This is a genomic window from Luteimonas lutimaris (assembly GCF_039537065.1).
Classification (GTDB): domain Bacteria; phylum Pseudomonadota; class Gammaproteobacteria; order Xanthomonadales; family Xanthomonadaceae; genus Luteimonas; species Luteimonas lutimaris.
The window spans coordinates 14609-36467 of the sequence record NZ_BAAAZU010000006.1; the positions used below are offsets into that span (position 1 = coordinate 14609).

Below are 21859 nucleotides of genomic sequence, written 5' to 3' on the forward strand. Positions count from 1 at the left end.
GTCGGTCTCCGGGCCTGAACGCGATGCGGGATGTCGTCTGGCGTCTGCTACGCTGCCGCGACTCGCGCGGAGTTGTCGGACACCATGAAGATCCTGCTCGCCCGCCACGGCGAAACGCCGTGGAACGCCGAAGGCCGCTATCAGGGCCAGGAGGATATCGCGCTGTCGCCGGTGGGGGAGGCGCAGGCGCGTGCGCTGGGCGAACGCCTGCGCGAGGTGCGCATCGACCGTGCCGTCGCCTCGCCGCTGTCGCGCGCGCGGCGCACCGCGGCGCTGGCGCTCGGCGAAGCGCGCGCGGGCATGCTTGCCCTCGACCCGGGGCTGATGGAAATCGCGCACGGGACCTGGGAAGGCCTGCTGGCCGCCGACATTCACGAACGCGATCCCGCGCGCCTGGCCGCCTGGCGCGACGCCCCGCACGAGGTGCTGATGCCGGAAGGCGAATCGCTGCAGCACGTCGTCGACCGCGCCTGGCCGGCGCTGGCGCGCGCGGTCGACGGGCTTGGCGTCGACGACACCGTGCTGATCGTCGCCCACGACGCCGTCAACCGCGTGCTGCTGTGTCGCGTGCTCGGCATCCCGCTCGCGCGCCTGTGGACCTTCCGCCAGGCGCCGACCACGCTCAACCTGCTCGAAGGCCGCGACGTCGACCATCTCGACGTGGTGCGCCTCAACGACTGCGCGCATCACACGCCGTTCTTCGGTGAAGCGGTGCATCGGGCGTTGTAAGGCTGGACGGATTCCGGCGCAGGGAAGGAAGGCACCACGTGATCCCGACGCGGTTATTCCCGCGAAAGCGGAAATCCGGTGTCCCGACTGGCAGGCGCGTGGCGTGTCGCCTCGGTTTGCGGTCCAGGCCACTGGATTCCCGCCTTCGCGGGAATGACGGCATAAAGTGATCAGGATTCCGATCCCGAACCCCGAACCCCGAACCCCGAGTCCCGAGTCCCGAGTCCCGAGTCCCCAGCCCCGAGTCTTCAGCCCCCATGCCCCGCCCCCTCACCGACTGGCTCGCCCACATCGAGCGCCAGCACCCGCGCGCCATCGCGCTGGGCCTGGACCGCGTGCGCGAGGTTGCCGCGCGCATGCAGCTGGTGCGTCCGGCGCGGCAGGTCATCACCGTCGGCGGCACCAACGGCAAGGGCTCGACCGTCGCCTTCGTCGAGGCGATCGCGCGCGCGGCCGGCTGGAAGGTGGGCGCCTACACCTCGCCGCACCTGCTCGCCTACAACGAGCGCGTGCGCATCGACGGCCGCGACGCGGACGACGCCGCGCTCGTGGCCGGCTTCGAGGCGGTCGAGGCCGCGCGTACCGCCGGCGAGGCCGTGCCGCTGACCTACTTCGAATACGGCACGCTCGCCGCGCTGTGGCTGTTCGAACGCGAGGCGCTGGACCTGGCGATCCTCGAGGTCGGCCTCGGCGGGCGCCTGGACGCGGTCAACGTGGTCGATGCGGACGTGGCCGTGGTCACCACCGTCGACCTCGACCACCAGGATTGGCTGGGCGCCGACCGCGAGGCGATCGGCCTGGAGAAGGCCGGCATCGCGCGGGCGTGGAAGCCGCTGGTGCTGGGCGAAGCCGACCCGCCATCGAGCGTGCTCGGCCACGCCTATGCCATCGGCGCCGCGACCTGGCGCGCCGACAACGACTTCTTCTTCGAACGCTTGGGCAACGACCGCTGGCGCTGGCGCGAGGTGGGCTTCGAACTGGACCTGCCGCTGCCCGCGCTGGCCGCACCGGTGCAGCTGCGCAACGCGGCCACCGCGATCGCCGCGCTGCGCGCGCTCGACGTGGAGGTGCCCGAAGCCGCCTGGGCCGAAGGCGTGGCCGCCGCGCGGCTGCCCGGACGCCTGCAGCGTTTCGAGTGCGACGGCGTCGAAGTCCTGGTCGACGTCGGCCACAACCCGCAGGCGGCGGGCGCGCTGGCGGCGTGGCTGGAGGCGGCGCCGCCGGCCGGCCGGACGTTCGCGGTCTACGCAGCGCTGGGCGACAAGGACGCGGCCGGCGTGGTGGCCGCGCTGGCCGCGGAGGTCGACGACTGGTGCCTGGCCGGGCTGGAGTCGGCCGGGCCGCGCGGCACGTCGGTCGATGCGCTGGCCGCGCGCCTGGCCGGCACCGCGGCCGGGCAGGGCGACCGCCATCCGGACGTGGCCGCGGCCCTGTCGGCGACGCTGGCGCGGGCGCGGGCAGGCGACCGCATCCTTGCCTTCGGTTCGTTCCATACCGCGGCCGAAGCGTTGCAGTGGCTGGCAGCCCGCGATTCATGAGTGTGCGTGCAGCCCGCGTATAATTCGACGGCCCGCCGAGTCGCGGCTGCGATGGAAACCGGACTGTGGAACCTCAACTCAAGCAGCGCCTGATCGGCGCCGCCGTGCTGGTCGCGCTCGCGGTGATCTTCCTGCCGATGCTGGTCAAGGGCCCGGCGCCCGACAGCGGCGTCTCCGACGTGCCGCTGAAAGTGCCCGAAGCGCCGCAGGGCGAATACGAAACCCGCGACCTGCCGCTGGTCGTGCCCGAGGAAGTGCCCGAGGGTGGCGTGACCGGCATGCTGCCGGCCCCCGCCGGCGACGACCAGCCGCTGCCGACCGTCGACACCACCACGACGCCTTCCGCGAATCGCGACCAGACCGCGGATGGCAGCGGAAAGATGCTGCCGCCGACCGTGGCAGGCGGTGACTACGCCGTGCATTTCGCCGCGTACGACAGCAGCGTCAACGCCGATACCGTGGTTTCGCGCCTGCGCGATGCCGGGCTGCCCGCCTACCGCGAGGCCGCCGACATGGGTGGCAAGCAGGCCTGGCGCGTGCGCATCGGCCCGTACGGCACCCGCGCCAACGCGGAGATCGCGCGCATCGAGGCGCAGCGCGTGGGCAAGTACGACGGCGCGCGGGTGATCGCGCTCGACGCCGCCGAACCGGCCGAACCGGTCGCGGCCAAACCCGCACCCAAGCCCGAGCCGACACCCGCGCCCGCGGCAAAGCCGGTGACCGAGACCGCCGCCGCCAAGCCGGCCGACAAGCCCGTCGAGGCGCCCAGGCCCGAGGCCAAGCCGGCCGAGGCGCCGAAGCCCGCCGCCAGTGGCGTCGGCTTCGCGGTCCAGATCGGTGCTTTCAGCCACGCCGAACAGGCCACGGCCAAGCGCGACCAGCTGCGCGGCGCCGGCTTCAATGCGTTCACCGAGACGGTCAACACCGACAAGGGCACGCTGACCCGCGTACTGGCCGGGCCCGTCTCCAGCCGCGCCGAGGCCGAGCAGCTCAACAGCCGGATCAAGGCCAGGCTCGGCGCCGGTGGCCTGGTCCGCTCGCATCCCTGATTCCACCACGGCCATCGCCCCGGCGATGGCCGCAACCTTCCAGGCAACGGCAGGACTCCCATGTGCGGCATCGTCGGCATCGTCGGAACCACTGAAGTCGCGGCAGCGCTGTACGACGGCCTGACCGTCCTGCAGCACCGCGGCCAGGACGCGGCGGGCATCGCCACCGTCAGCGGCACCCAGCTGCGCGTGCACAAGGGCAACGGCCTGGTGCGCGACGTGTTCGACGCGCGCGCGATGGCGCTGCTGGAAGGGCGCGTGGGCATCGGCCACTGTCGCTACCCCACCGCCGGCAGCGAGGGCTCGGACGAGGCGCAGCCGTTCTACGTCAACTCGCCCTACGGCATCGCGCTGGCGCACAACGGCAACCTGATCAACACCGATGCGCTGCGGCGCGAGGTGTTCGAGCAGGACCGCCGCAACGTCAATACCGAGTCGGATTCGGAAGTGCTGCTCAACGTGTTCGCGCACGAACTCGACCGCCGCAGCGTGCTCGGTCCCGACGCCGCGTTCCGCGCCATCGAAGGCGTCAACCGGCGCGCGCGCGGCGGCTATGCGGTGATCGCGACCGTGCTGGGCCTGGGCCTGGTGGCGTTCCGCGACCCGCACGGCATCCGTCCGCTGGTGCTGGGCAAGCGCGAGGCCGAGGGCGGCACCGAATACGCGGTGGCGTCGGAGTCGGTTGCGCTCGACATCCTCGGCTTCGAGCGCATGCGCGACGTGGCGCCGGGCGAGGGCGTGGTCATCACCGCGCGCGGCGAACTGTTCGTGCAGCAGTGCGCGGAGCCGGTGGAAAGCGCGCCGTGCATCTTCGAATACGTGTACTTCGCGCGCCCGGACTCGATGATCGAGAACATCTCGGTGCACAAGGCGCGCATGCGCATGGGCGTAACCCTGGGCGAAAAGATCCTGCGCGAGCTCCCGGACCACGACATCGACGTGGTGATCCCGATCCCCGATACCTCGCGCGATTCGGCGATGGAAATCGCCAACGCGCTGGGGGTGAAGTACCGCGAGGGTTTCGTCAAGAACCGCTACGTCGGCCGCACCTTCATCATGCCGGGGCAGGGCGAGCGCGCGAAGTCGGTCAAGCGCAAGCTCAATGCGATCCCGCTGGAGTTCCGCAACCGCGTGGTGCTGCTGGTCGACGACTCGATCGTGCGTGGCACCACGTCCAAGCAGATCGTGCAGATGGCGCGCGACGCCGGCGCGCGCAAGGTCTACCTGGCATCGGCCGCACCGCCGGTGCGCTACCCGAACATCTACGGCATCGACATGCCGTCGGCCGACGAGCTGGTCGCCAACGGTCGCAGCGAGAAGGAGATCGAGCAGATCCTGGGTTGCGACTGGCTGGTCTACCAGGACCTGCCCGACCTGGAAGCCGCGGTGGCCGGGCCGAAGTTCCCCGGCATGCGCTTCGACAGCTCCTGCTTCAGCGGCGAGTACGTGACCGGCATCGAGTCGGACTATTTCGAGCGCATCCGCCAGCTGCGTTCGGACGAGGCCAAGCGCAAGCGCCGCCTGGCGTCGTGAAGCAACCGCCTGCTTTTGTAGGAGCGGCTTCAGCCGCGAGCTCTTCGGGCCTCTTGGCCGCCGGCAAAAAGCTCGCGGCTGAAGCCGCTCCTACAGGGGCAAGAGGGTGACCGCCTCCCTCTTCACCGCCGCCCGCGCCTGCCTCGACGCCGCTTCGCCCGACGACAAGGTCACCGCCACCTTCGCCGCCGCCGAAGCCTTCGCCCGCGGCGGGCTGGCCATCGACGGCGACGCACCCGGGCCCGGACCCATCGCCATGCCCGGCCGTCCGTCGCGCCCGCGGCTGGTGCATCCGCGCGAACTGCCGCGGCGCGGCTTCGGCACGGACGAGGGCCGCGCGGCCTTCATCCACGCCATCGCCCACATCGAGTTCAACGCCATCGACCTGGGCTGGGATGCGGTGTACCGCTTCCGCGGCCTGCCGGCGGAGTTCTATGCCGACTGGGTGTCGGTCGCCAGCGACGAAGCCCGGCACTTCACGCTGCTGCGCGAACGCCTGCGCGCGCTCGGCCACGACTACGGTGACTTCGACGCCCACAACGGCCTGTGGGAAATGGCCGAAAAAACCGCGCACGACGGCCTGGCGCGGATGGCGCTGGTGCCGCGCGTGCTGGAAGCGCGCGGACTCGACGTCACGCCCGGCATGATCGTGAAGCTACGCGCGCTGGGCGACGAGGAGACAGCGGCCATCCTCGAAGTGATCCTGCGCGAGGAAGTCGCGCACGTGGCAGCCGGTTCGCGCTGGTTCCGCTGGTACTGCGGGCGCGCGGGCATCGAACCGGAGCCGAAGTTTCGCGAACTGCTGGCGCAGTACGCGCGTGCCGTGCTGCACGGGCCGTTCAACGTCGAGGCGCGCGCGGCGGCGGGATTCGGCGAGGACGAGCTGGCGGCGCTGCGGCAGCTCTCGGCCGGAAGCTGAACAGCATCTACAGCGATCCGCCGTCATCACCCGGGCTTGAACGGCCTGCCGCTAGCTTGCGCGCGTGACCGGAGGGAACGCCCGCATGACCCGATACCACTGCCTGCCCCTGATCCTGCTGCTGGCCAGCGCCGCCGCGTGCACCGCGCCCGACCGCGGCAGCGAACCCGCGGCGGATGCGCCGACCGGCGCAGGCGCTGCCGACGCCATGGAAACGGACGCACCCGATGCGGCCGATGACGCCACCGATACGGAGACGGCTGCCGTCGATCACCTGCGCGCGCGCGGCAACGAGCCCTTCTGGGCGATCGACGTCGAGGGCAACGTGCTGCACTTCGTGACCCCCGAGATGCCCGAAGGTCGCACGCTGGAGAGCGAGCGCATCGAGCACGACAGGGGTGTGGCGTTCACTGGCGAGGACGAGGGGCGGCCCTACAGCCTCGACATTACGGACACCGCGTGTACCGATTCGATGTCCGGCGAGGCGTTCGAGTCGACTGCCACCTGGGACTATGACGGCCAGCGCATGCACGGCTGCGCCTACCGCGGCAACCGGCCGCCTTCGCGCCTGTAACGCACGCGAGGTCAGGCGGCCGCGTCCAGCGAAGACAGTTCGAATCCGTCCGCGGTCGCCCGCAACACCGAACCCTGCTCGTACCAGTCGCCGAGCACGATCCGCCGGCGCGGCCTGCCATCGACGACCAGGTCGTGGATCGCCGGCCGGTGCGTGTGCCCGTGGATGATCGTGCCCACATCGTGTTCGGCGAACGCGGCATCCACCGCGGCAGGTGACACGTCGGTGATGGTCTCCATGGTCCCTGCCTCGCGCAGCTCACCCTGCCGCGCCTGGCTGGCCGCGCGTGCCTGCTGCGCGAACGCCAGCCGCGCGGCCAGCGGTTGCGACAGGAACTGCGCCTGCCACGCCGGGTCGCGCGTCTGCGCGCGGAACTGCTGGTAGGCCACGTCGTCCGTGCACAGCGTGTCGCCGTGCATCAGCAGCACCGGTTTGCCGTGCAGGTCGATGCGCGTGGGGTCGGCGAGCAGCACCATGCCCGCGCGCCGCGCGTAGTCCTCGCCGAGCAGGAAATCACGGTTGCCGTGCATGAACGACACCGGCACCCCGCCGTCGGCCAGTGCCTTGATCTTTTCCGCCACGAAGGCGCCGGTGTCTGAGGGGTCGTCGTCGCCCACCCAGGCCTCGAACAGGTCGCCGAGGATGTAAAGCGCCGCCGCGCTGCGCGCCTCGCCGTCGAGGAACTGGCCGAACAGGCGCGTGATTTCCGGACGCGCCGGGTCCAGGTGCAGGTCGGAAATGAAGAGGGTCGCCATGCGCGCATTGTAGATGCGTTGGCCTGCCCGGCGTCCCCGCCGCATCGACACCCCGGGCAACGGGCGGCGCAGGGCCCGCGCTACGGTAAAATCGCGCGTTTCCTGCAATCTGGCGCACTCCATGACCTGCCGCACCCGCTTCGCCCCCAGTCCCACCGGCTACCTGCACATCGGCGGTGCGCGCACCGCGCTGTACTGCTGGCTGGAGGCGCGCCGCCGCGGCGGGCAGTTCGTCCTGCGCATCGAGGACACCGACCGCGAGCGCAGCACGCAGGGCGCGATCGACGCGATCATGGAGGCGATGGACTGGCTTGGCCTCGACTACGACGAAGGCCCGATCTACCAGACGCAGCGCGTCGACCGTTACCGCGAAATCGCGGAGCAACTGGTTGCGTCCGGCCATGCCTACTACGCCTACGAGTCGAAGGAAGAGCTCGACGCGATGCGCGAGGCGGCGATGGCCAACGGCGAAAAGCCGCGCTACAACGGCGCCTATCGCGAGCAGGGCGCGCCGCGCCGCGACGATCCCAACCGCGTCATCCGCCTGAAGAACCCGCAGGACGGCGTCGTCACCTGGGACGACAAGGTCAAGGGCCGGATCGAAATCGCCAACAGCGAACTCGACGACCTCGTCATCTTTCGCCCGGACGGCTACCCGACCTACAACTTCGCGGTGGTCGTCGACGACCTCGACATGAAGATCACCGATGTCGTCCGCGGCGACGACCACGTCAACAACACGCCGCGCCAGATCAACATCTACAAGGCGCTGGGCGCCGAAGTGCCGGCGTTCGCGCACCTGCCGATGATCCTCGACGAGCAGGGCGCAAAGCTCTCCAAGCGCACCGGCGCGGCCGACGTGATGCAGTACCGCGACGCCGGCTACCTGCCGCACGCGCTGCTCAACTACCTGGTGCGGCTGGGCTGGTCGCACGGGGACCAGGAAATCTTCTCGATCAGCGAGATGCAGTCGCTGTTCGACCTGCGCGACGTCAATGCCAAGGCATCGCGGCTGGACCCGGCCAAGCTCGGCTGGCTCAACCAGCAGTACCTGAAGAACGACGATCCGGCCGCGGTCGCCAAACACCTGGAATGGCACCTGCGTGCCGCCGGCTGCGACCTTGCCGCCGGCCCCGCACCGGCGGACGTGGTGGTCGCGCTGCGCGACCGCGTGCAGACGCTCAAGGACATGGCCGAGCGCGCGGCGGTCTGGTACCGGCCGCTCACCCAGTACGACGACAAGGCGGTGGCCAAGCACCTCAAGCCCGCGGCCGCCGCGCCGCTGCGCGACATGCGCGGGCGCCTGGCCGCGCTGCCGGAGTGGACGGCCGAGGCCATCGACGCCGCGTTCCACGCCACGGTGGAAAGCCTCGAACTGGGCATGGGCAAGGTCGCCCAGCCGCTGCGGGTGGCGATCACCGGCACCCAGGTCAGCCCGGACATCGCGCACACGGTGTACCTGGCCGGCCGCGACGAGGCGCTCAGGCGCATCGATGCGGCGATTGCGATGATTCCCGCCGAAGCCGGATAGCTGGCCCCGGCCCTGCAGGAGCGGGGGAAGCCGCAAGTTTTTGTCTTGCCTGCAAAGGATCAAACGCTCGCGGCTTCCGCCGCTCCTGCGGGTGCGGTTTTGCCGCTGGCTTGAGTCCCGCCGCCAACGCCACCATCATCAGGCTATGCCCAAGCACGCCTGCATCGACCCCAAGCACCATGTCCACGATGCCGAAGGCTTCGTGGCCGCGGTCGAGCGCGCCTGCCACGAGCGCGGGCTGCGCCTGACGCCGATCCGGGCCCGCGTGCTCGGCCTGGTCGCCGAGGCCGGCCAGCCGATCAAGGCCTACGACCTGCTCGAACAGATCCGCGTCGGCAACGATGCCGAAGGCGCCGGAGCAGGCGCCGCCGCCCCGCCCACGGTCTACCGCGCGCTCGACTTCCTGCTCGCCAACGGCTTCATCCACAAGCTCGAATCGGTCAACGCCTTCGTCGCCTGCCACCACCCGAGCACGGCGCAGCACTCGGTGCCGTTCCTGATCTGCGACCGCTGCCATTCGGCGGTCGAACTCGAGGACCTCGACGTCGTCGCGCAGCTCGAACAGCGGGCGAAGTCGCTCGGTTTCCAGCCGCAGGCGCAGACGCTGGAAGTGCACGGCCTCTGCGCGCGCTGCGCGGACTGACCGGCGCGGTCAGCGCGACGAGATATATCCGGGATCGAACACCGGGCGTCGCCAGGCTGCGTAGGCGCGCCAACGCCGCTGCGGCGCAGCGGTGCCGAGGCCCGGCGCCGCTGCATCACAGGGCCGACTGTCAGAAGAACGCCCGCACGCCGAAGCCTACGCCGCGGCCCGGCAGCGGCGCCACGTCCTTGAGGAAGGAGGTGTGCACTCGCGCCTCCTCGTCGAGCAGGTTACTGCCGTCCAGGAAGACCTCCCAGGCGTTGCCGCCGGCGGTGTCCGTATGCCAGGCCAAGTGCGCGTCGACCAGCGTGTAGCCGGGCGTTTCGCTTTCGAGTTCTGCTACCCGGTCCTGGCGTGCGTATCGGACCGCGCCCAGCGAGGCGCGCAACGGGCCGCGCTCCCAGCGCAGCTCGCCCCCCACGCGCCAGGGTGCGATCCGCGGCAGGTTACCTTCGCGCGACAGTTCGACGGAGTTGTCGTGCGTGTGATCGCCGTGCGGAACTGAAAAGTCCAGCGTACGGGTGCCGCTGCCGGCCAGCTTCGCGCGCACCACATCGCCGAACACGCGCAGCGACCAGTCCCCGCTTGCGTTGTCGGCGAAGTTCCAGTCGGCCTCGGCCTCGGCACCGTTGAAGCGGGCGTCGTCCTGTGTCCAGGCGTGGACAGGGCCGTCGTGTTCCTGCACGCCGGTCTGTGCCAGGTAGATGAAGTCGGCGTAGCGCACGTGGTACAGCGAGGCAGCAAGCTTGAGCGGGCCGGCGTGCCAGTGCATCCCGAGCTCGGCGCGGTTGGCGGTTTCCGGGTCCAGATGCGGGGCACCCAGCTCGATGCTGCCCGTCGCCACGTGCAGACCGTTGGAGTACAGCTCCTCGGCGGTGGGTGAACGCTGCGCGCGATCGAGGCCGAACGAGAAGTGCAGGGCGTCGGTGGCATCCCACTTCAGAGCCGCCGACAGGCTGCTGGTACCGAAGTCGCGATCACCGCCGATCGCCGAAGGCTCGTCCACATCGATGCGGTTGCGGTCGTGGCGGGCGCCCAGCTCCAGCTGCAGCGCGTCGAACTTCCGCCGGCCGATCCAGAACAGTCCGGCGTCGCGTGAATCGGACTTCGGCACGAACGCCTCGTCGCCAACCGCGCGGAATTCGCGCTGCGCCCACTGCAGGCCGAAGGCACCGTCCCAGCCGCCCCAGGGTTTGTGGACCAGCTCCACGCGGCCCTCGCTTCCGTCGTTGTCGAATACGGTGCCGACTTCCTGGCCTTCGTACTCGGTGTGCGTGTACTGGGTGCGTGCCAGCTTGACCCGCAGCGAGGCGAAGGGGCCGAGGTCGTCGAGGCCGCCACGGACTTCGCTGCGGCGCTGGTCCATCACGATGCGCACGCCGCCTTCGCCTTCTTCGTCGGCGTGGTCATCGTCGTGATCATGGGCGTGGCCGTGGTCGTGGTCGTGTTCGTCCTCGCCGTGCTCGTGTTCGTGCCCGGGAACGCCATAGCGGGTGTTGAACAGGCTCACGCTGGCGCCGAGGAAGCCGCGATCACCCACCCACGACATGCCCAGCGCGCCGCTGTCCGTGCGCACCGCGCTGTTGGCCTGAGTGCCGCGGGTGGGCGGATCCGGCTCTTCGCCTTCCTCGGCCATGTGCGCTGCGCTCTCGGCGTAGCCGGGGATGTCGTAGTCCCCGGTCTCGCGGTGCAGGGCGTCGAAGTGGAACACCATGTTGCCGGACGCGGAGGTGCCGTCCAGCCGGGCCATGCCGGTCTTGCCGTCGTTGACGCTGTCGAAGCGCAGTTCGGCGCGGCCCTGGAGCGGCTGGTCGGTCGCGGCCTGTGGCACGCGGCCATCGACCACGTTGACGGCGCCGCCGATGGCGCCACTGCCGTAGAGCAGGGTGGAGGGGCCCTTGAGCACCTCGATCTGGTCGGCGAGGAAGGGTTCGATGCTCACCGCATGGTCGACGCTGACGGTTGATACGTCGCCCGAGCCGAGGCCGTCGCTGAGCACCTGCACGCGCGCACCGTCGAAGCCGCGCACGATCGGGCGGCCGACGCCGGGACCAAAATAGGACGACTGCACGCCAGGCAGCTTGCCGACGGTTTCGCCAAGTGAACTGGCCTTGGCCTCGTCCAGTCGTGCGCCGGCCAGTACTTCGACGGGGCGGATCAGGTTTTCCGCATCGTCGGCAAGCGGGGTGGCGGTGACCACCACCGAACCCAGGTCCTTGATGTGCGGGTCAGTCGTACTGGTGCCGTCCTCCGGGGCGCCCTCCGTCGCCGCCGGCGTGCCCGCCGGGGGAGGGGCGGCGAACGCGACGGGGGAGAGAGCGACGGCGAGCGCCACGGAGAGTACGGCGGGGACGGGAAGACGAGGGGAGGAGACAGGCATGTGAGGCGTGATCCTTTATCGACACGGTGTTTGAAAATGTTATAACATAACGTTTCTGGACAGGACCCCTGCCGCAAGTCACGATGCCCCCCGCATGAGCCCCCGCCTCCACACCCTGATCGACCGCTTCGGTGCCACCGGGTCGCTCGTCTGCGCCGTGCACTGCGCACTGCTGCCCCTGCTGCTGGCCGCCATTCCCACGCTTGGCGTATCGGCGTGGCTGGGGGACCGGTTCGAGATGGCGTTCGTGCTGTTCGCCAGCTTCATCGGCATTTTCAGCCTGGTCTACGGCTACCGCCGCCACCGCCACATCCGCGCGCTGGGCGTGCTGCTGGCCGGGCTGGCGCTGCTCTGGACGGGGCTGCTCTACACGCCCTGGCACCACGGATCACTGGCGCTGCACGCGGCGGTGATGACCCTCGGCGGGACGCTGATCGGCCTTGCCCACCTGCTGAACCTGCGCCACGTGCACGACGCGAGCTGCGCGCATTGACCCAATGCGCAGCATTGGGTCAATGCCAGAATCCGCTCCGCGTATTTTGGTCCCCCTTCGTGCCTCCATACCCCGCCCCTTTGGGGGCGCCCCCTGACTCAGGGGGCTGGGGTGCGTCGGGCAGGTTGGAGTCCCGGCGCATGGTAGAATCGCCGCCCTCGCGCGCGTCGCGATCCGTTATTTTTCAAGACACGATTCCAGGAGCAGGACATGGGCAAGGGCGACCGCAAGACCGCCAAGGGCAAGCGCTACAACGCCAGCTACGGCAATGCCCGCAGCAAGGCAACCACCAAGTCGGCCGGCACCGCTGCCGCCCCGGTGGCGAAGAAGGCCGCGACCAAGACCGTCGCCAAGGCGCCGGCGAAGAAGGTCGCCAAGAAGACCGTCGTCAAGGAATAACGCCCGCATTGCAGCCGCACTGCAGACGTGTACGAAAAGCCCCGCAGATGCGGGGCTTTTTCATGCGCGGCGCGGCGGCCCTGCGGGCCTGCCCCGGGATTCGCGCAACCGATTGGCCCGCCCGGACAGCGCGAAAATCATGACCAATGGTGCTGCAGGCCGGCACGCGATGGGGTTAACGTCGGCAGTGAACGAATGCCGATCCGGGGGAAGACCCATGGCCAGTACCGCGCAGAAGTTCCTCGTCGCCTATTCGGGCGTGCTCACCCTTGCGTTTGCCGCGGTCGTGCTGACCGGCGCGACATCCACGCGCAGCGCGAAGTTCGACACCATCGACGTGCAGCGCATCAACGTGCGCGAAGCCGACGGCACGCTGCGGTTGGTGGTCTCCAACAACGGACGCATGCCCGGCGGCATCTTCCACGGCAAGGAGTACCCGCATCCGCACCAGGGCGAGCGCGGCGCCGGATTGATGTTCTACAACGACGAAGGTTCGGAAACTGGCGGCCTGACGTTCCGGGGCGCAAAGGGCCCGGATGGCAAGGGTCGCGGCTCGGTCCACATGAGCTTCGACCAGTACGAACAGGACCAGACGCTGGTGCTCGAACAGGCGGATGGCGACGGAAAGCACCGGGCCGGCATGAAAATCCTTGACCGTCCGGAGGAATCGCTGGTCGGCATCATGTCCGAATATGCCCGGATCAGTTCGCTACCCGCGCAAGAGCGCGAGCGGCGCTGGAAGGAAGTCGTCGCCGGGCAGACGAAGAACTACCAGGGTGGTCCGCGCCTGTTCGTCGGCAAGGACGAGACCCGGGCAGCCGTCCTCGACCTGAAGGACGTGGACAACCGGACGCGCCTGCGGCTGCGGGTCGAGGCCGACGGGGAGGCAAGGATCGAGTTTCTCGATGCCGACGGCAAGGTGCAGCGCACGCTCGGTCCCGGGGACCTCCAGCAGCAATGAATCCGCCGCCGCGTGCGCGCCGTCTGCTGTTCGTCTGCAGCCGCAATCGCCTGCGCAGTCCGACCGCCGAGCAGGTGTTTGCCGACTGGCCGGGCGTGGAAACCGCATCGGCCGGCCTCGACCACGACGCGGAGGTGCCGCTCACCCCGGAGCTGCTGGTCTGGGCGGACACGGTATTCGTGATGGAACGTGCGCACCGCGGCCGGCTGTCGCGCCGCTTCCGCGCGCACCTGGACGGCAAGCGCGTGATATGTCTCGACGTGCCGGACCGCTACGCCTACATGGAACCGGCGCTGGTGGACCTGCTGAGGCGCCGGATGGCGGCCCACCTGCCGTCCGGGTGAGTCACCCGGGGCACGGGCCGCGGCTTACCAGCCCGGCGGCGGCGCTCAGTGCGCCGCGCCGGCCTCGATCGCCGCCCACGTGCGCAGCAGGTTGCCGCCGAGGATCTTGGCGATGTCCTCGTCCTTGTAGCCGCGCGCCTGCAGGCCGGCGACCAGGTTCGGGAAATCGGCGGTCGTGCGCAGGCCGTCGGGCAGCTCGCCGTCGACGCCGTCGAAGTCGGAACCGATGCCGATGTGGTCGATGCCGATCAGCTTCACGCCGTAGTCGATCTGGTCGAGCACCGCCTCGATCGGCGTCTGCCGCGCCGGATGCGACTCCTCCCAGTCCTTTTCGAATGCGGCGCGGTCCTGCAGCGGCTCGCCGGCCGCCTTCAGCTCCGCATTGCGCTTGTTGAAGTCGTTGATCGCGCGGAAGTGCGCCTGGGTGTCGGCCGCCGACTCCGGGTTGACGAATGCCGTGCCGAACGGCACCTGCACCACGCCGCCCTTGTCGGCGATCGCCTTCGCCAGCTCGTCGCTGATGTTGCGCTCGAAGTCCGGCGTGAAGTGGCGGAACGCCGAATGGCTGGCGATCACCGGCACCGTGCTCAGCTTGATCGCCTCGGCCGCGGACTCGTCGGAGATGTGCGAGACGTCGACCATGATGCCGAGCCGGTTCATCTCGGCCACCACCTTGCGGCCGAACGGGCTGAGGCCGTGCCACTTGCGCTCGACCGCGTAGGACGAGTCGGCGATGCGATTGGGCGCGCTGTGGGCGAGGGTGATGTAGCGCACGCCGCGGTCGAAGAAGAACTGCACGTTGGCCAGGTCGTCGACGAGCGGCGCGCCGTTCTCCATGCCCAGCGGCAGCAGCACGCGGTCGCCCTTGCGCAGCGTGTCGACGTCGCCTGGCGAGCGCAGCAGCGCAAACTTGTCCGGGTGGCGCTGCGCCAGCGCCTCGACCGCGTCGATCATCTCGTTCGCCGCCTGCCATGCGTTGCCTTCGTCGTCCTGCCGCGGCGAGGTGTAGATCGACATGAACGCCACGTCCAGGCCGCCGGCGTGCGCCTTCGGGTAATCGAACTCGCGGCCTTCGGCTTCTTCGCCCAGGTCCTTCCAGCCGTCCATCAGCATGCCGGGGGCGTCGATGTGGGTGTCGACGATCACCGCGTCCTGCGCCAGCGCGCGCGCGGCGTCGGTGGCCTGCGCGGATGCGAGCGCGGGAACAAGGGCGAGCAGCAGGACGGGCAGGGTGCGGTGCATGGTGGCCTCCGGCGTGGGTTGAACTGCAGGGTTCTTGTAGGAGCGGCTGAAGTCGCTCCTACACGGAATCGGGTCGGGCTTGGACGATTCGACGGCCGCCAGCGTACACCGCTTCGCCCAGCCTGCCGCCGAGCCAGTAGCACAGCTCCGCCGGCTGGCGCACGCGCCAGCGCACGAAATCGGCGCGCATGCCGGCCCGCAGCGCGCCGCGGTCGTCGAGGCCGAGCGCGCGCGCGCCGTTGACCGTCGCGCCGCGCAGGGCTTCCTCGGGCGTGAGGCGGAAGTGGGTGCAGGCCAGCTGCATCGCCTGGCGCAGCGACAGCAGCGGCGAGGTGCCGGGATTGCAGTCGGTGGCCACCGCCATCGGCACGTTGCGCGCGCGGAACTCGGCCAGTGGCGGCAACTGCGTCTCGCGCAGCACGTGGAAGGCGCCCGGCAGCAGCACTGCCACCGTGCCCGCCGCGGCCATCGCCGCGACGCCGTCGACGGAGGTGTGCTCGACGTGGTCCGCGGACAGGCCTCCGAACTCCGCCACCAGTGCCGCCCCCTGGCCGTCGCTGAGCTGGTCGGCATGCAGCTTTACCGGCAGCCCCAGCGCGCGCGCGGTTTCGAACACGCGCCGCGTCTGCGCCAGGTCGAAGCCGATGCGCTCGCAGAACGCATCCACCGCGTCCACCAGCCCCTCGGCGTGCAGCCGCGGCAGCCAGTCGACCACCGCGTCGATGTAGCCGTCGGCGTTGCCGGCGAACTCCGGCGGCAGCGCGTGCGCGCCGAGAAACGTGGTGCGCACGCCGATGCCGAGTTCATCGCCGATGCGGCGCGCGACGCGCAGCATCTTGCGCTCGCCGTCGAAGTCCAGGCCATAGCCGGACTTGATTTCCAGCGTGGTCGCGCCGTCGGCGAGCAGGGCGCGGGCGCGCGGCAGGGACTGCGCCAGCAGTGCGTCCTCGCTCGCGTCGCGGACGTGGCGCACGGTGGAGACGATGCCGCCGCCGGCGCGGGCGATCTGCTCGTAACCGGCGCCCTGCAGGCGCTGCTCGAACTCACCGGCGCGGTCGCCGGCGAACACCAGGTGGGTGTGGCAGTCAACCAGTCCCGGGGTGATGCAGTCGCCGCCGGCATCGACCGCGTCGCCGGACAGTTCGGCCGGCAACCCGGCGCGCGGGCCGGCGAAGCGGATGACGCCATCGCGCCAGGCCAGCGCGCCGTCCTCGACCAGCCCGTAGCCGGCGTCGCCGTCGAGCGTGACCAGCGTCGCATTGGTAAGCAGGCCGCTGGCGGCCGCGTGCACAGGGGCGTTCATCCGCCCGATTGTAGCCACGGTCGCGCCCGGCGCGCCGGCGGGAGAGAATGGCCGCCATGTCGACCCCTGCCCATTCCGTCCAGCGCACGCCCGAGGGCTGGCGCACGCCCGGCATCGCCAACCTGCACTCGCATGCCTTCCAGCGCGCCATGGCCGGCATGGCCGAGCGCCAGAGTCATCCGGAGGACTCGTTCTGGACCTGGCGCGAGACCATGTACGCGATGGCCGCGCGCTTCGATCCGGACACGCTGCACGCCGTGGCGCTGCAGCTCTACGCCGAGATGCTGGAAGCCGGCTACACCGGCGTATGCGAGTTCCATTACCTGCACCACGCGCCGGACGGTCGTCCGTACGAGGATCCCGCGGCGATGTCGAAGGCGCTCATCGCCGCGGCGCGCGACACCGGCATCCGGCTCACCCTGCTGCCGGTGCTGTACATGGCCGGCGGCTTCGACGGCCGCCCGCTGGGCGAGCGGCAGAAGCGCTTCGGCCATGACGTCGACGGCTACCTGCGCCTGTTCGACTCGCTGCATGCGATGCAGGACGACGCGCTGCGCGTCGGCTGCGCCCTGCACAGTCTGCGCGCGGTGCCCGCCGACGCGATGCACGCGGTGGTGGACGCGCTGCCGCGCGACGCGCGCCTGCACGTGCACATCGCCGAGCAGGTCGCCGAGGTGGACGAGTGTCTCGCGGTCCGCGGTGCGCGGCCGGTGGAGTGGCTGCTGGACAATGCCGCCGTCGACGCGCGCTGGACGCTGGTGCACGCGACCCACCTGGTCCCGAAGGAAACCGCCGGCATCGCCGCCAGCGGCGCCACCGTGGCGATCTGCCCGACCACCGAGGCCAACCTCGGCGACGGCCTGTTCCCGCTACGCGACTACCTCGCTGCCGGCGGTGGCTGGGGCATCGGTTCGGATTCGCACATCTCGGTGTCGCCGGTCGAGGAACTGCGCTGGCTGGAGTACGGCCAGCGCCTGGCGACCCACCACCGCAACATCGCCGTGCGCGCGGATTCGCCGAGCGTGGGCACGACGCTGCTGCAGGGCGTGGCCGCGAGCCGCGCGCAGGCGACCGGCTTCGACGATGTCGACGACCACGTCCTGCTCGATGCCGCCGCGCCCATCCTCGCCGGTGCCACCGACGACGACGTCGCCGACCGCTGGCTGTTCAGCGGCAACCGCAACCTCGTACGCGAGGTGGTGGTCGGCGGCGACCGCGTGGTCATCGACGGCCACCATCGCGACCGCGACGCGATCGCCCTGCGCTACGCAAAAGCGATCAACCAGCTCTTGTAGGAGCGGCTTCAGCCGCGAGCTCTTTTCTTTGCAATGCCAGAACAAAAGCTCGCGGCTGAAGCCGCTCCTACAGGGTTCGCGGGGACCAGCTGCCGGCTAGGCGAACAGGTCGCCGCCGGCCGGCAGCGCGCCCTCCAGCGCCAGCAGGAACTGCTTGGTCGGCAGGCCGCCGCCGAAACCGGTCAGCGAACCATCGGCGCCGATCACCCGGTGGCAGGGCACGACGATCGGGATCGGGTTGCGGCCGTTCGCCGCGCCCACCGCGCGCACCGCCTGCGGCCTGCCGAGGCGGCGGGCCACGTCGCCGTAGCTCCAGGTCTCGCCGTACGGGATCTTCTCGAGCATCGACCAGACTTCGCACTGGAACGCCGTGCCGACCGGTCGCAGCGGCAGGTCGAACGTGCGTCGCGAACCGCCGAAGTATTCGTCGAGCTGCGAGCGCGTCTCGCGGATGACGTCGTTCTCGCCCTCGTTCAACGCGATGTCGCGCGGCAACGGATGCCGCGGCGTGCTGAACCAGATCGCGCGCAGATGCGTTTCGCTGGCGACCAGCAGCAGCGGGCCCACCGGGCTGGGGACATGGGTGGACAGCAGGGTCATCGGGCCACCTTTGCGTCGTCGCGTTTCCTGCGCGCGCGTGCCGCTGGACGCCCGGATCCTGTCGCCGGCGGTTCGCCACGCCCCGGCGCGTTCGCGCGGGAAGCGCGCGCGGCCGGTGCGGCCATCGCTTCGCGCCACAGTTGCAGGGTCGCGTAGCCGCGCCACGGCCGCCATGCCTCCGCGCGCGCGGTCAGCGCCCTGGCGGTCATGCGCGTGCCATCGGTCGGCACCGCCTTCTGCAGCACCAGGTCGTCGGCGGGGAAGGCGTCCGGATGGCCGAGTGCGCGCAGTGCGATGTAGTGCGCGGTCCACGGGCCAATGCCGGGCAGGGCAGTCCAGCGGGCGACAAAATCGTCGAGCGTGCGTTCGACGCGGAAGTCGACGCGACCGTCGAGCAGGGCGCCCGCAATCGTGCGTACCGTCTCCGCGCGCGTGCGGGTGATGCCGATGTCGGCCAGGTCCGCGTTCGCCAGCGCCTCGGGCGTCGGGAACAGGTGCGAAAGCCCGTGCATGGCATGCGCGTCCGGCAGCGGCGCGCCGAAGCGCTCGGCGATGCGCGAGGCAAACGTGCGCGCCGCGGCGACACTCACCTGTTGGCCGAGGATCGCCCGCACCGCGATCTCGAAGCCGTCCCAGCCGCTGGGCAGCCGCAGCCCCGGGCGCTTGCGCAGCAGGGGTTTCAGGACCGGGTCGGTGGACAGCGCCGCGGCGATCGCGCGCGGATCGGCATCGAGGTCGAACATCCGTCGCAACCGGCCGGAGATATCCAGCAGCCGCGGCGCCAGCGCTGCGTGCAGTTCCAGTTTCAATGCATGCTCGCCCCCGGGCCAGCGGCTCACGCGCAGCCAGCCGGGCGTGGGGTGGGCCGGATCGCCGGCGACCACGCGCGCGTAGCCGTGCCCGTCGACGTGTTCGACTCCCGGCAGTGCGCGTCCGCGCAGGAACGCGAGCATCGATTCGAAGTCGTACGGCGGGCGATAGCCCAGCCGCAGTACGAGGTGGTCGCCCGACTGCGCGCCGCGCGCGGCCGCCGGACGCCGGCGCAGTTCGCGCGGCGCCATCCGGTAGGCCTCCTTGAACGCCGCGTTGAACCTGCGCAGGCTGCCGAAGCCCGCGGCGAGCGCGACGTCCGTGACCGGCAGGGTGGTTTCGGTCAGGAGTTGCTTGGCGAACAGCAGGCGCCGGGTGCAATGCACCCCGGTCGGCGAAGCACCCAGGCGCTCGACGAACAGCCGCCGCAGCTGCCGTTCGCCCAGGTTGACGCGTTCGGCCAGCGCCGACAGCGGCTGTCCGGCCAGCGCGCCCTGCTCGATCAGCTTCAACGCGCGCGCCACCGCCGCGTCCCCGCGTCGCCAGGTGCCATCGGCGGGGGACAGTTCCGGGCGACAGCGCAGGCACGGCCGGAAGCCCGCGGTCTCGGCCGCGGCGGCATTGCGGAAATAGGTGACGTTGGCCGGCTTCGGGGTCGGTGCCGGGCAGACCGGCCGGCAGTAGATGCGGGTGCTGGTGACGGCGGTGAAGAACAGCCCGTCGAAGCGTGGATCACGACTCAGGCGGGCCTGTTCGCAGACCCTGGGTGGGGGCAGTGCGGTGGCGTCATGCGGTGACATGTCGGCAGGCTAGCACCGCGGCGACGGGCGAACTCGCCGGATCCGGACATCAACGTCCGGAGCAATCCGGGAGGGCACGGCGGCGTGCCCGGCCGTGTTCGGGAGGGGGAAGCCGGGGCGGGGACGCGGCCGCTGGCGGCGTCGGTTCAGTGCCCCGCGTCGCGCAAGGCCGGCAGCAGCGGCGTGATGTCGCCGTCGTTCGGCGCCGGCGCGACGTGGAGCAGTCGCGCCAGCAGCGGGTACACGTCGACGTTGTCGAAGGCCGGCACCTGCGCGCCGCTGCGGAACGCGGGGCCGCGCGCAATGAAGAGCGCATGCATCGACGCCAGCGCCGGGTCGTAGCCGTGCGAACCGCGCGGATGCTCGTCCGCGTGCCGGGCCATGAACTCGCGCGATCGCGCGTCCCATCCTTCGTGCATCTGGCACACGATCGGCGGGATGCGCGCATTGGTGCCGTAGTGCCAGCGCGCCGGCAGTTCTTCCTTGCGCCAGCAGTCGTAATGTTCGTGCGCGCCAAGCAGCTTGTCCGCGACGGCCGGCTCGTGCCCCGGTTCGGGCGCGATGCCCACCACCTGTCCGCCCGAGACGATCTTTGCCTCGTCCCTCGCAACCATGTCCTCGAGCGCGACGACGTTGCCGGGCGCCACCGTCGCCATGCCGTGGTCGGACACGACCACCAGGTTCATGCGGTCGAGCAGGCCGCGCGCGGCGAGGCCGTCGAGCAGGTGGCCGATCGCGGCATCCACTTCGCGCACGGCCGCATGTGCCTGCGCGGAATCGGGGCCGTTGCCGTGCGCGGCGGAGTCGACCATGTCGAAGTACAGCGTGACCAGTGCCGGGCGCGTGGCCGCGGGCTGGTCCAGCCACGCCAGCACCTGGTCCACGCGCGCATTGGCGCCCACGTCCTTGTCGAACGGCCGCCACTGCGAGGGCCGCACGCCGCTGATGGCCGCCTCGCTGCCGGGCCAGTACATGGTGGCGCTGCGCAGTCCGGCCTTTTGCGCCGTGATCCAGATCGGCTCGCCGCCCCACCAGCGTCCATCGCCCACGGCGTCGCGGTCGGACAGTGAAAAATCGCCCAGCTCTGCATCGTGCATCTGGTTGTGGACGATGCCGTGGTGGTCCGGGCGCAGGCCGGTGACGATGCTGTAGTGGTTGGGGAAGGTGAGCGACGGATAGGAGGGGATCATCCCCTGCGCCCGCACGCCCGCGGACGCGATGCGCGCCAGGTTGGGAGTGATGCCGAGGTCGAGGTAGTCCGCGCGGAAACCGTCGATGGAGACCAGCAGCACCGGATCGGGCGCATTTGCGGTATCCGGCGGCGGCGTCGAGGCGCAGCCGGCAAGCAGGAGCAGCAGGAAGAGGAGGGGCGGGAAGCCGGCGACCCGGCGACGGACTTGATTGCGCATCGGCCCATCATAAGCGCGGTCGATGACAGCCGGTACAGCAGGCCGGGTGCGCCTGGAGCGGTTCCACGCCCTGCACAGCCTGCGTTCGGGGCAGCGGGCGTATGGTCATCGGCAGGGTCACCAGGGCCCGGCCCTCTCCCCCACGGAGGTATGCCATGAAACGTCTTTCCGTCTTTCTCCTCGCCGCGGGATTCGCATCGCTGGCGTTTGCGCAGTCGCAGTCGCAGCCGGTCGATGAAACCCTCCAGCCCGGCGCCGCCGCCATCGGCACCGAAGCCAGCGACGCCGCGGCCGGTGATCGCAACTGCCTGCGCCAGACCGGCTCGCTCATCACCGCCCAGGCGAACCGCAAGGCCGATCGGGCCGGCAAGTCCGGCAAGTGCGTGAACGCCTTCGGCCGCGCCTACGATCGCGACGACATCGAACGCACCGGTGCCACCAACACCGCGGAGGCGCTGCGGATGCTGGATCCGGCGATCCACTGAGCATTATTGCCAATCCGCGACACCGACGCCCGGCACCGCCGGGCGTCTTCGCATGGGCCGCTCTCCG

At 70.5% G+C, this 21859-nt stretch carries 21 protein-coding genes; 14 read left to right on the forward strand and 7 right to left on the reverse strand.

The window, feature by feature from the left end; genetic code table 11:
- The first annotated feature begins 84 nt into the window (after positions 1 to 84).
- From ABD679_RS06525 to ABD679_RS06550, 6 genes are all read left to right on the forward strand, one after another.
- Positions 85 to 729 (forward strand): histidine phosphatase family protein, encoded by a 645-nt coding sequence (locus ABD679_RS06525; RefSeq protein ID WP_344759160.1) that lies wholly within the window; start codon positions 85 to 87, stop codon positions 727 to 729.
- Positions 730 to 986: 257 nt separating this feature from the next.
- Entirely contained in the window at positions 987 to 2267 is a 1281-nt protein-coding gene (folC, locus tag ABD679_RS06530) for a bifunctional tetrahydrofolate synthase/dihydrofolate synthase (protein ID WP_344759161.1), read from the forward strand.
- Positions 2268 to 2332: 65 nt separating this feature from the next.
- Complete coding sequence (locus tag ABD679_RS06535) at positions 2333 to 3316, forward strand: SPOR domain-containing protein (RefSeq protein ID WP_344759162.1); 984 nt, start codon at positions 2333 to 2335, stop codon at positions 3314 to 3316.
- Positions 3317 to 3376: 60 nt separating this feature from the next.
- The gene (gene purF / locus ABD679_RS06540; protein WP_344759163.1) at positions 3377 to 4849 is read left to right on the forward strand and encodes an amidophosphoribosyltransferase; all 1473 of its coding nucleotides are present in this window, start codon (positions 3377 to 3379) and stop codon (positions 4847 to 4849) included.
- A 106-nt stretch (positions 4850 to 4955) separates the two neighbouring features.
- Positions 4956 to 5768: a ferritin-like domain-containing protein gene (locus tag ABD679_RS06545; protein ID WP_344759164.1), complete on the forward strand. Its 813-nt coding sequence runs from the start codon at positions 4956 to 4958 to the stop codon at positions 5766 to 5768.
- Between the two features lie 85 nt (positions 5769 to 5853).
- A complete protein-coding gene (locus tag ABD679_RS06550) occupies positions 5854 to 6342 on the forward strand; it encodes a hypothetical protein (protein WP_344759165.1) in 489 nt (162 codons plus the stop codon).
- Positions 6343 to 6353: 11 nt separating this feature from the next.
- Here the strand turns inward: ABD679_RS06550 and lpxH are convergent, their stop codons facing one another.
- Positions 6354 to 7097: a UDP-2,3-diacylglucosamine diphosphatase gene (lpxH, locus tag ABD679_RS06555; protein WP_344759166.1), complete on the reverse strand. Its 744-nt coding sequence runs from the start codon at positions 7095 to 7097 to the stop codon at positions 6354 to 6356.
- A 121-nt stretch (positions 7098 to 7218) separates the two neighbouring features.
- Here lpxH and gltX point away from each other — a divergent pair, with 121 nt between their 5' ends.
- Both gltX and ABD679_RS06565 read left to right on the forward strand, forming a co-directional pair.
- The gene (gene gltX / locus ABD679_RS06560; RefSeq protein WP_344759167.1) at positions 7219 to 8628 is read left to right on the forward strand and encodes a glutamate--tRNA ligase; all 1410 of its coding nucleotides are present in this window, start codon (positions 7219 to 7221) and stop codon (positions 8626 to 8628) included.
- Positions 8629 to 8773: 145 nt separating this feature from the next.
- Positions 8774 to 9271 carry a transcriptional repressor gene (locus ABD679_RS06565; RefSeq protein ID WP_344759168.1) on the forward strand — a complete coding sequence of 166 codons (498 nt, stop codon included), beginning with the start codon at positions 8774 to 8776 and terminating at the stop codon, positions 9269 to 9271.
- Positions 9272 to 9401: 130 nt separating this feature from the next.
- Here ABD679_RS06565 and ABD679_RS06570 read toward each other — a convergent pair whose 3' ends face one another.
- The gene (locus tag ABD679_RS06570) at positions 9402 to 11651 is read right to left on the reverse strand and encodes a TonB-dependent receptor (protein WP_344759169.1); all 2250 of its coding nucleotides are present in this window, start codon (positions 11649 to 11651) and stop codon (positions 9402 to 9404) included.
- Between the two features lie 94 nt (positions 11652 to 11745).
- Here ABD679_RS06570 and ABD679_RS06575 point away from each other — a divergent pair, with 94 nt between their 5' ends.
- The 4 genes from ABD679_RS06575 to ABD679_RS06590 all read left to right on the forward strand — a co-directional run bounded on the left by ABD679_RS06575 (position 11746) and on the right by ABD679_RS06590 (position 13848).
- The gene (locus ABD679_RS06575; protein WP_344759170.1) at positions 11746 to 12144 is read left to right on the forward strand and encodes a MerC domain-containing protein; all 399 of its coding nucleotides are present in this window, start codon (positions 11746 to 11748) and stop codon (positions 12142 to 12144) included.
- A gap of 210 nt (positions 12145 to 12354) precedes the next feature.
- Complete coding sequence (locus ABD679_RS06580; protein ID WP_344759171.1) at positions 12355 to 12543, forward strand: 30S ribosomal protein THX; 189 nt, start codon at positions 12355 to 12357, stop codon at positions 12541 to 12543.
- Positions 12544 to 12760: 217 nt separating this feature from the next.
- Positions 12761 to 13504 (forward strand): hypothetical protein, encoded by a 744-nt coding sequence (locus ABD679_RS06585; protein ID WP_344759172.1) that lies wholly within the window; start codon positions 12761 to 12763, stop codon positions 13502 to 13504.
- Positions 13501 to 13848 (forward strand): low molecular weight protein tyrosine phosphatase family protein, encoded by a 348-nt coding sequence (locus ABD679_RS06590; protein ID WP_344759173.1) that lies wholly within the window; start codon positions 13501 to 13503, stop codon positions 13846 to 13848. The genes ABD679_RS06585 and ABD679_RS06590 overlap by 4 nt, the downstream gene beginning before the upstream one ends.
- Before the next feature lie 45 nt (positions 13849 to 13893).
- Here the strand turns inward: ABD679_RS06590 and ABD679_RS06595 are convergent, their stop codons facing one another.
- Both ABD679_RS06595 and hutI read right to left on the reverse strand, forming a co-directional pair.
- Positions 13894 to 15090 (reverse strand): dipeptidase, encoded by a 1197-nt coding sequence (locus tag ABD679_RS06595; protein ID WP_344759174.1) that lies wholly within the window; start codon positions 15088 to 15090, stop codon positions 13894 to 13896.
- A gap of 58 nt (positions 15091 to 15148) precedes the next feature.
- Complete coding sequence (gene hutI, locus ABD679_RS06600; protein WP_344759175.1) at positions 15149 to 16393, reverse strand: imidazolonepropionase; 1245 nt, start codon at positions 16391 to 16393, stop codon at positions 15149 to 15151.
- A 47-nt stretch (positions 16394 to 16440) separates the two neighbouring features.
- Here hutI and ABD679_RS06605 point away from each other — a divergent pair, with 47 nt between their 5' ends.
- On the forward strand, positions 16441 to 17688 hold the full coding sequence (locus tag ABD679_RS06605) for a formimidoylglutamate deiminase (protein ID WP_344759176.1): 1248 nt from the start codon (positions 16441 to 16443) through the stop codon (positions 17686 to 17688).
- 96 nt (positions 17689 to 17784) lie between these two features.
- Here the strand turns inward: ABD679_RS06605 and ABD679_RS06610 are convergent, their stop codons facing one another.
- The 3 genes from ABD679_RS06610 to ABD679_RS06620 form a co-directional block, all read right to left on the reverse strand.
- A complete protein-coding gene (locus tag ABD679_RS06610; protein ID WP_344759177.1) occupies positions 17785 to 18288 on the reverse strand; it encodes a methylated-DNA--[protein]-cysteine S-methyltransferase in 504 nt (167 codons plus the stop codon).
- Positions 18285 to 19898 (reverse strand): DNA-3-methyladenine glycosylase 2 family protein, encoded by a 1614-nt coding sequence (locus ABD679_RS06615; protein WP_344759178.1) that lies wholly within the window; start codon positions 19896 to 19898, stop codon positions 18285 to 18287. Before ABD679_RS06615 ends, ABD679_RS06610 begins: the two co-directional genes overlap by 4 nt.
- A 146-nt stretch (positions 19899 to 20044) precedes the next feature.
- The gene (locus ABD679_RS06620; protein ID WP_344759179.1) at positions 20045 to 21307 is read right to left on the reverse strand and encodes an alkaline phosphatase family protein; all 1263 of its coding nucleotides are present in this window, start codon (positions 21305 to 21307) and stop codon (positions 20045 to 20047) included.
- Positions 21308 to 21462: 155 nt separating this feature from the next.
- Here ABD679_RS06620 and ABD679_RS06625 point away from each other — a divergent pair, with 155 nt between their 5' ends.
- Positions 21463 to 21792 (forward strand): hypothetical protein, encoded by a 330-nt coding sequence (locus ABD679_RS06625; protein ID WP_344759180.1) that lies wholly within the window; start codon positions 21463 to 21465, stop codon positions 21790 to 21792.
- Positions 21793 to 21859: the final 67 nt, after the last annotated feature.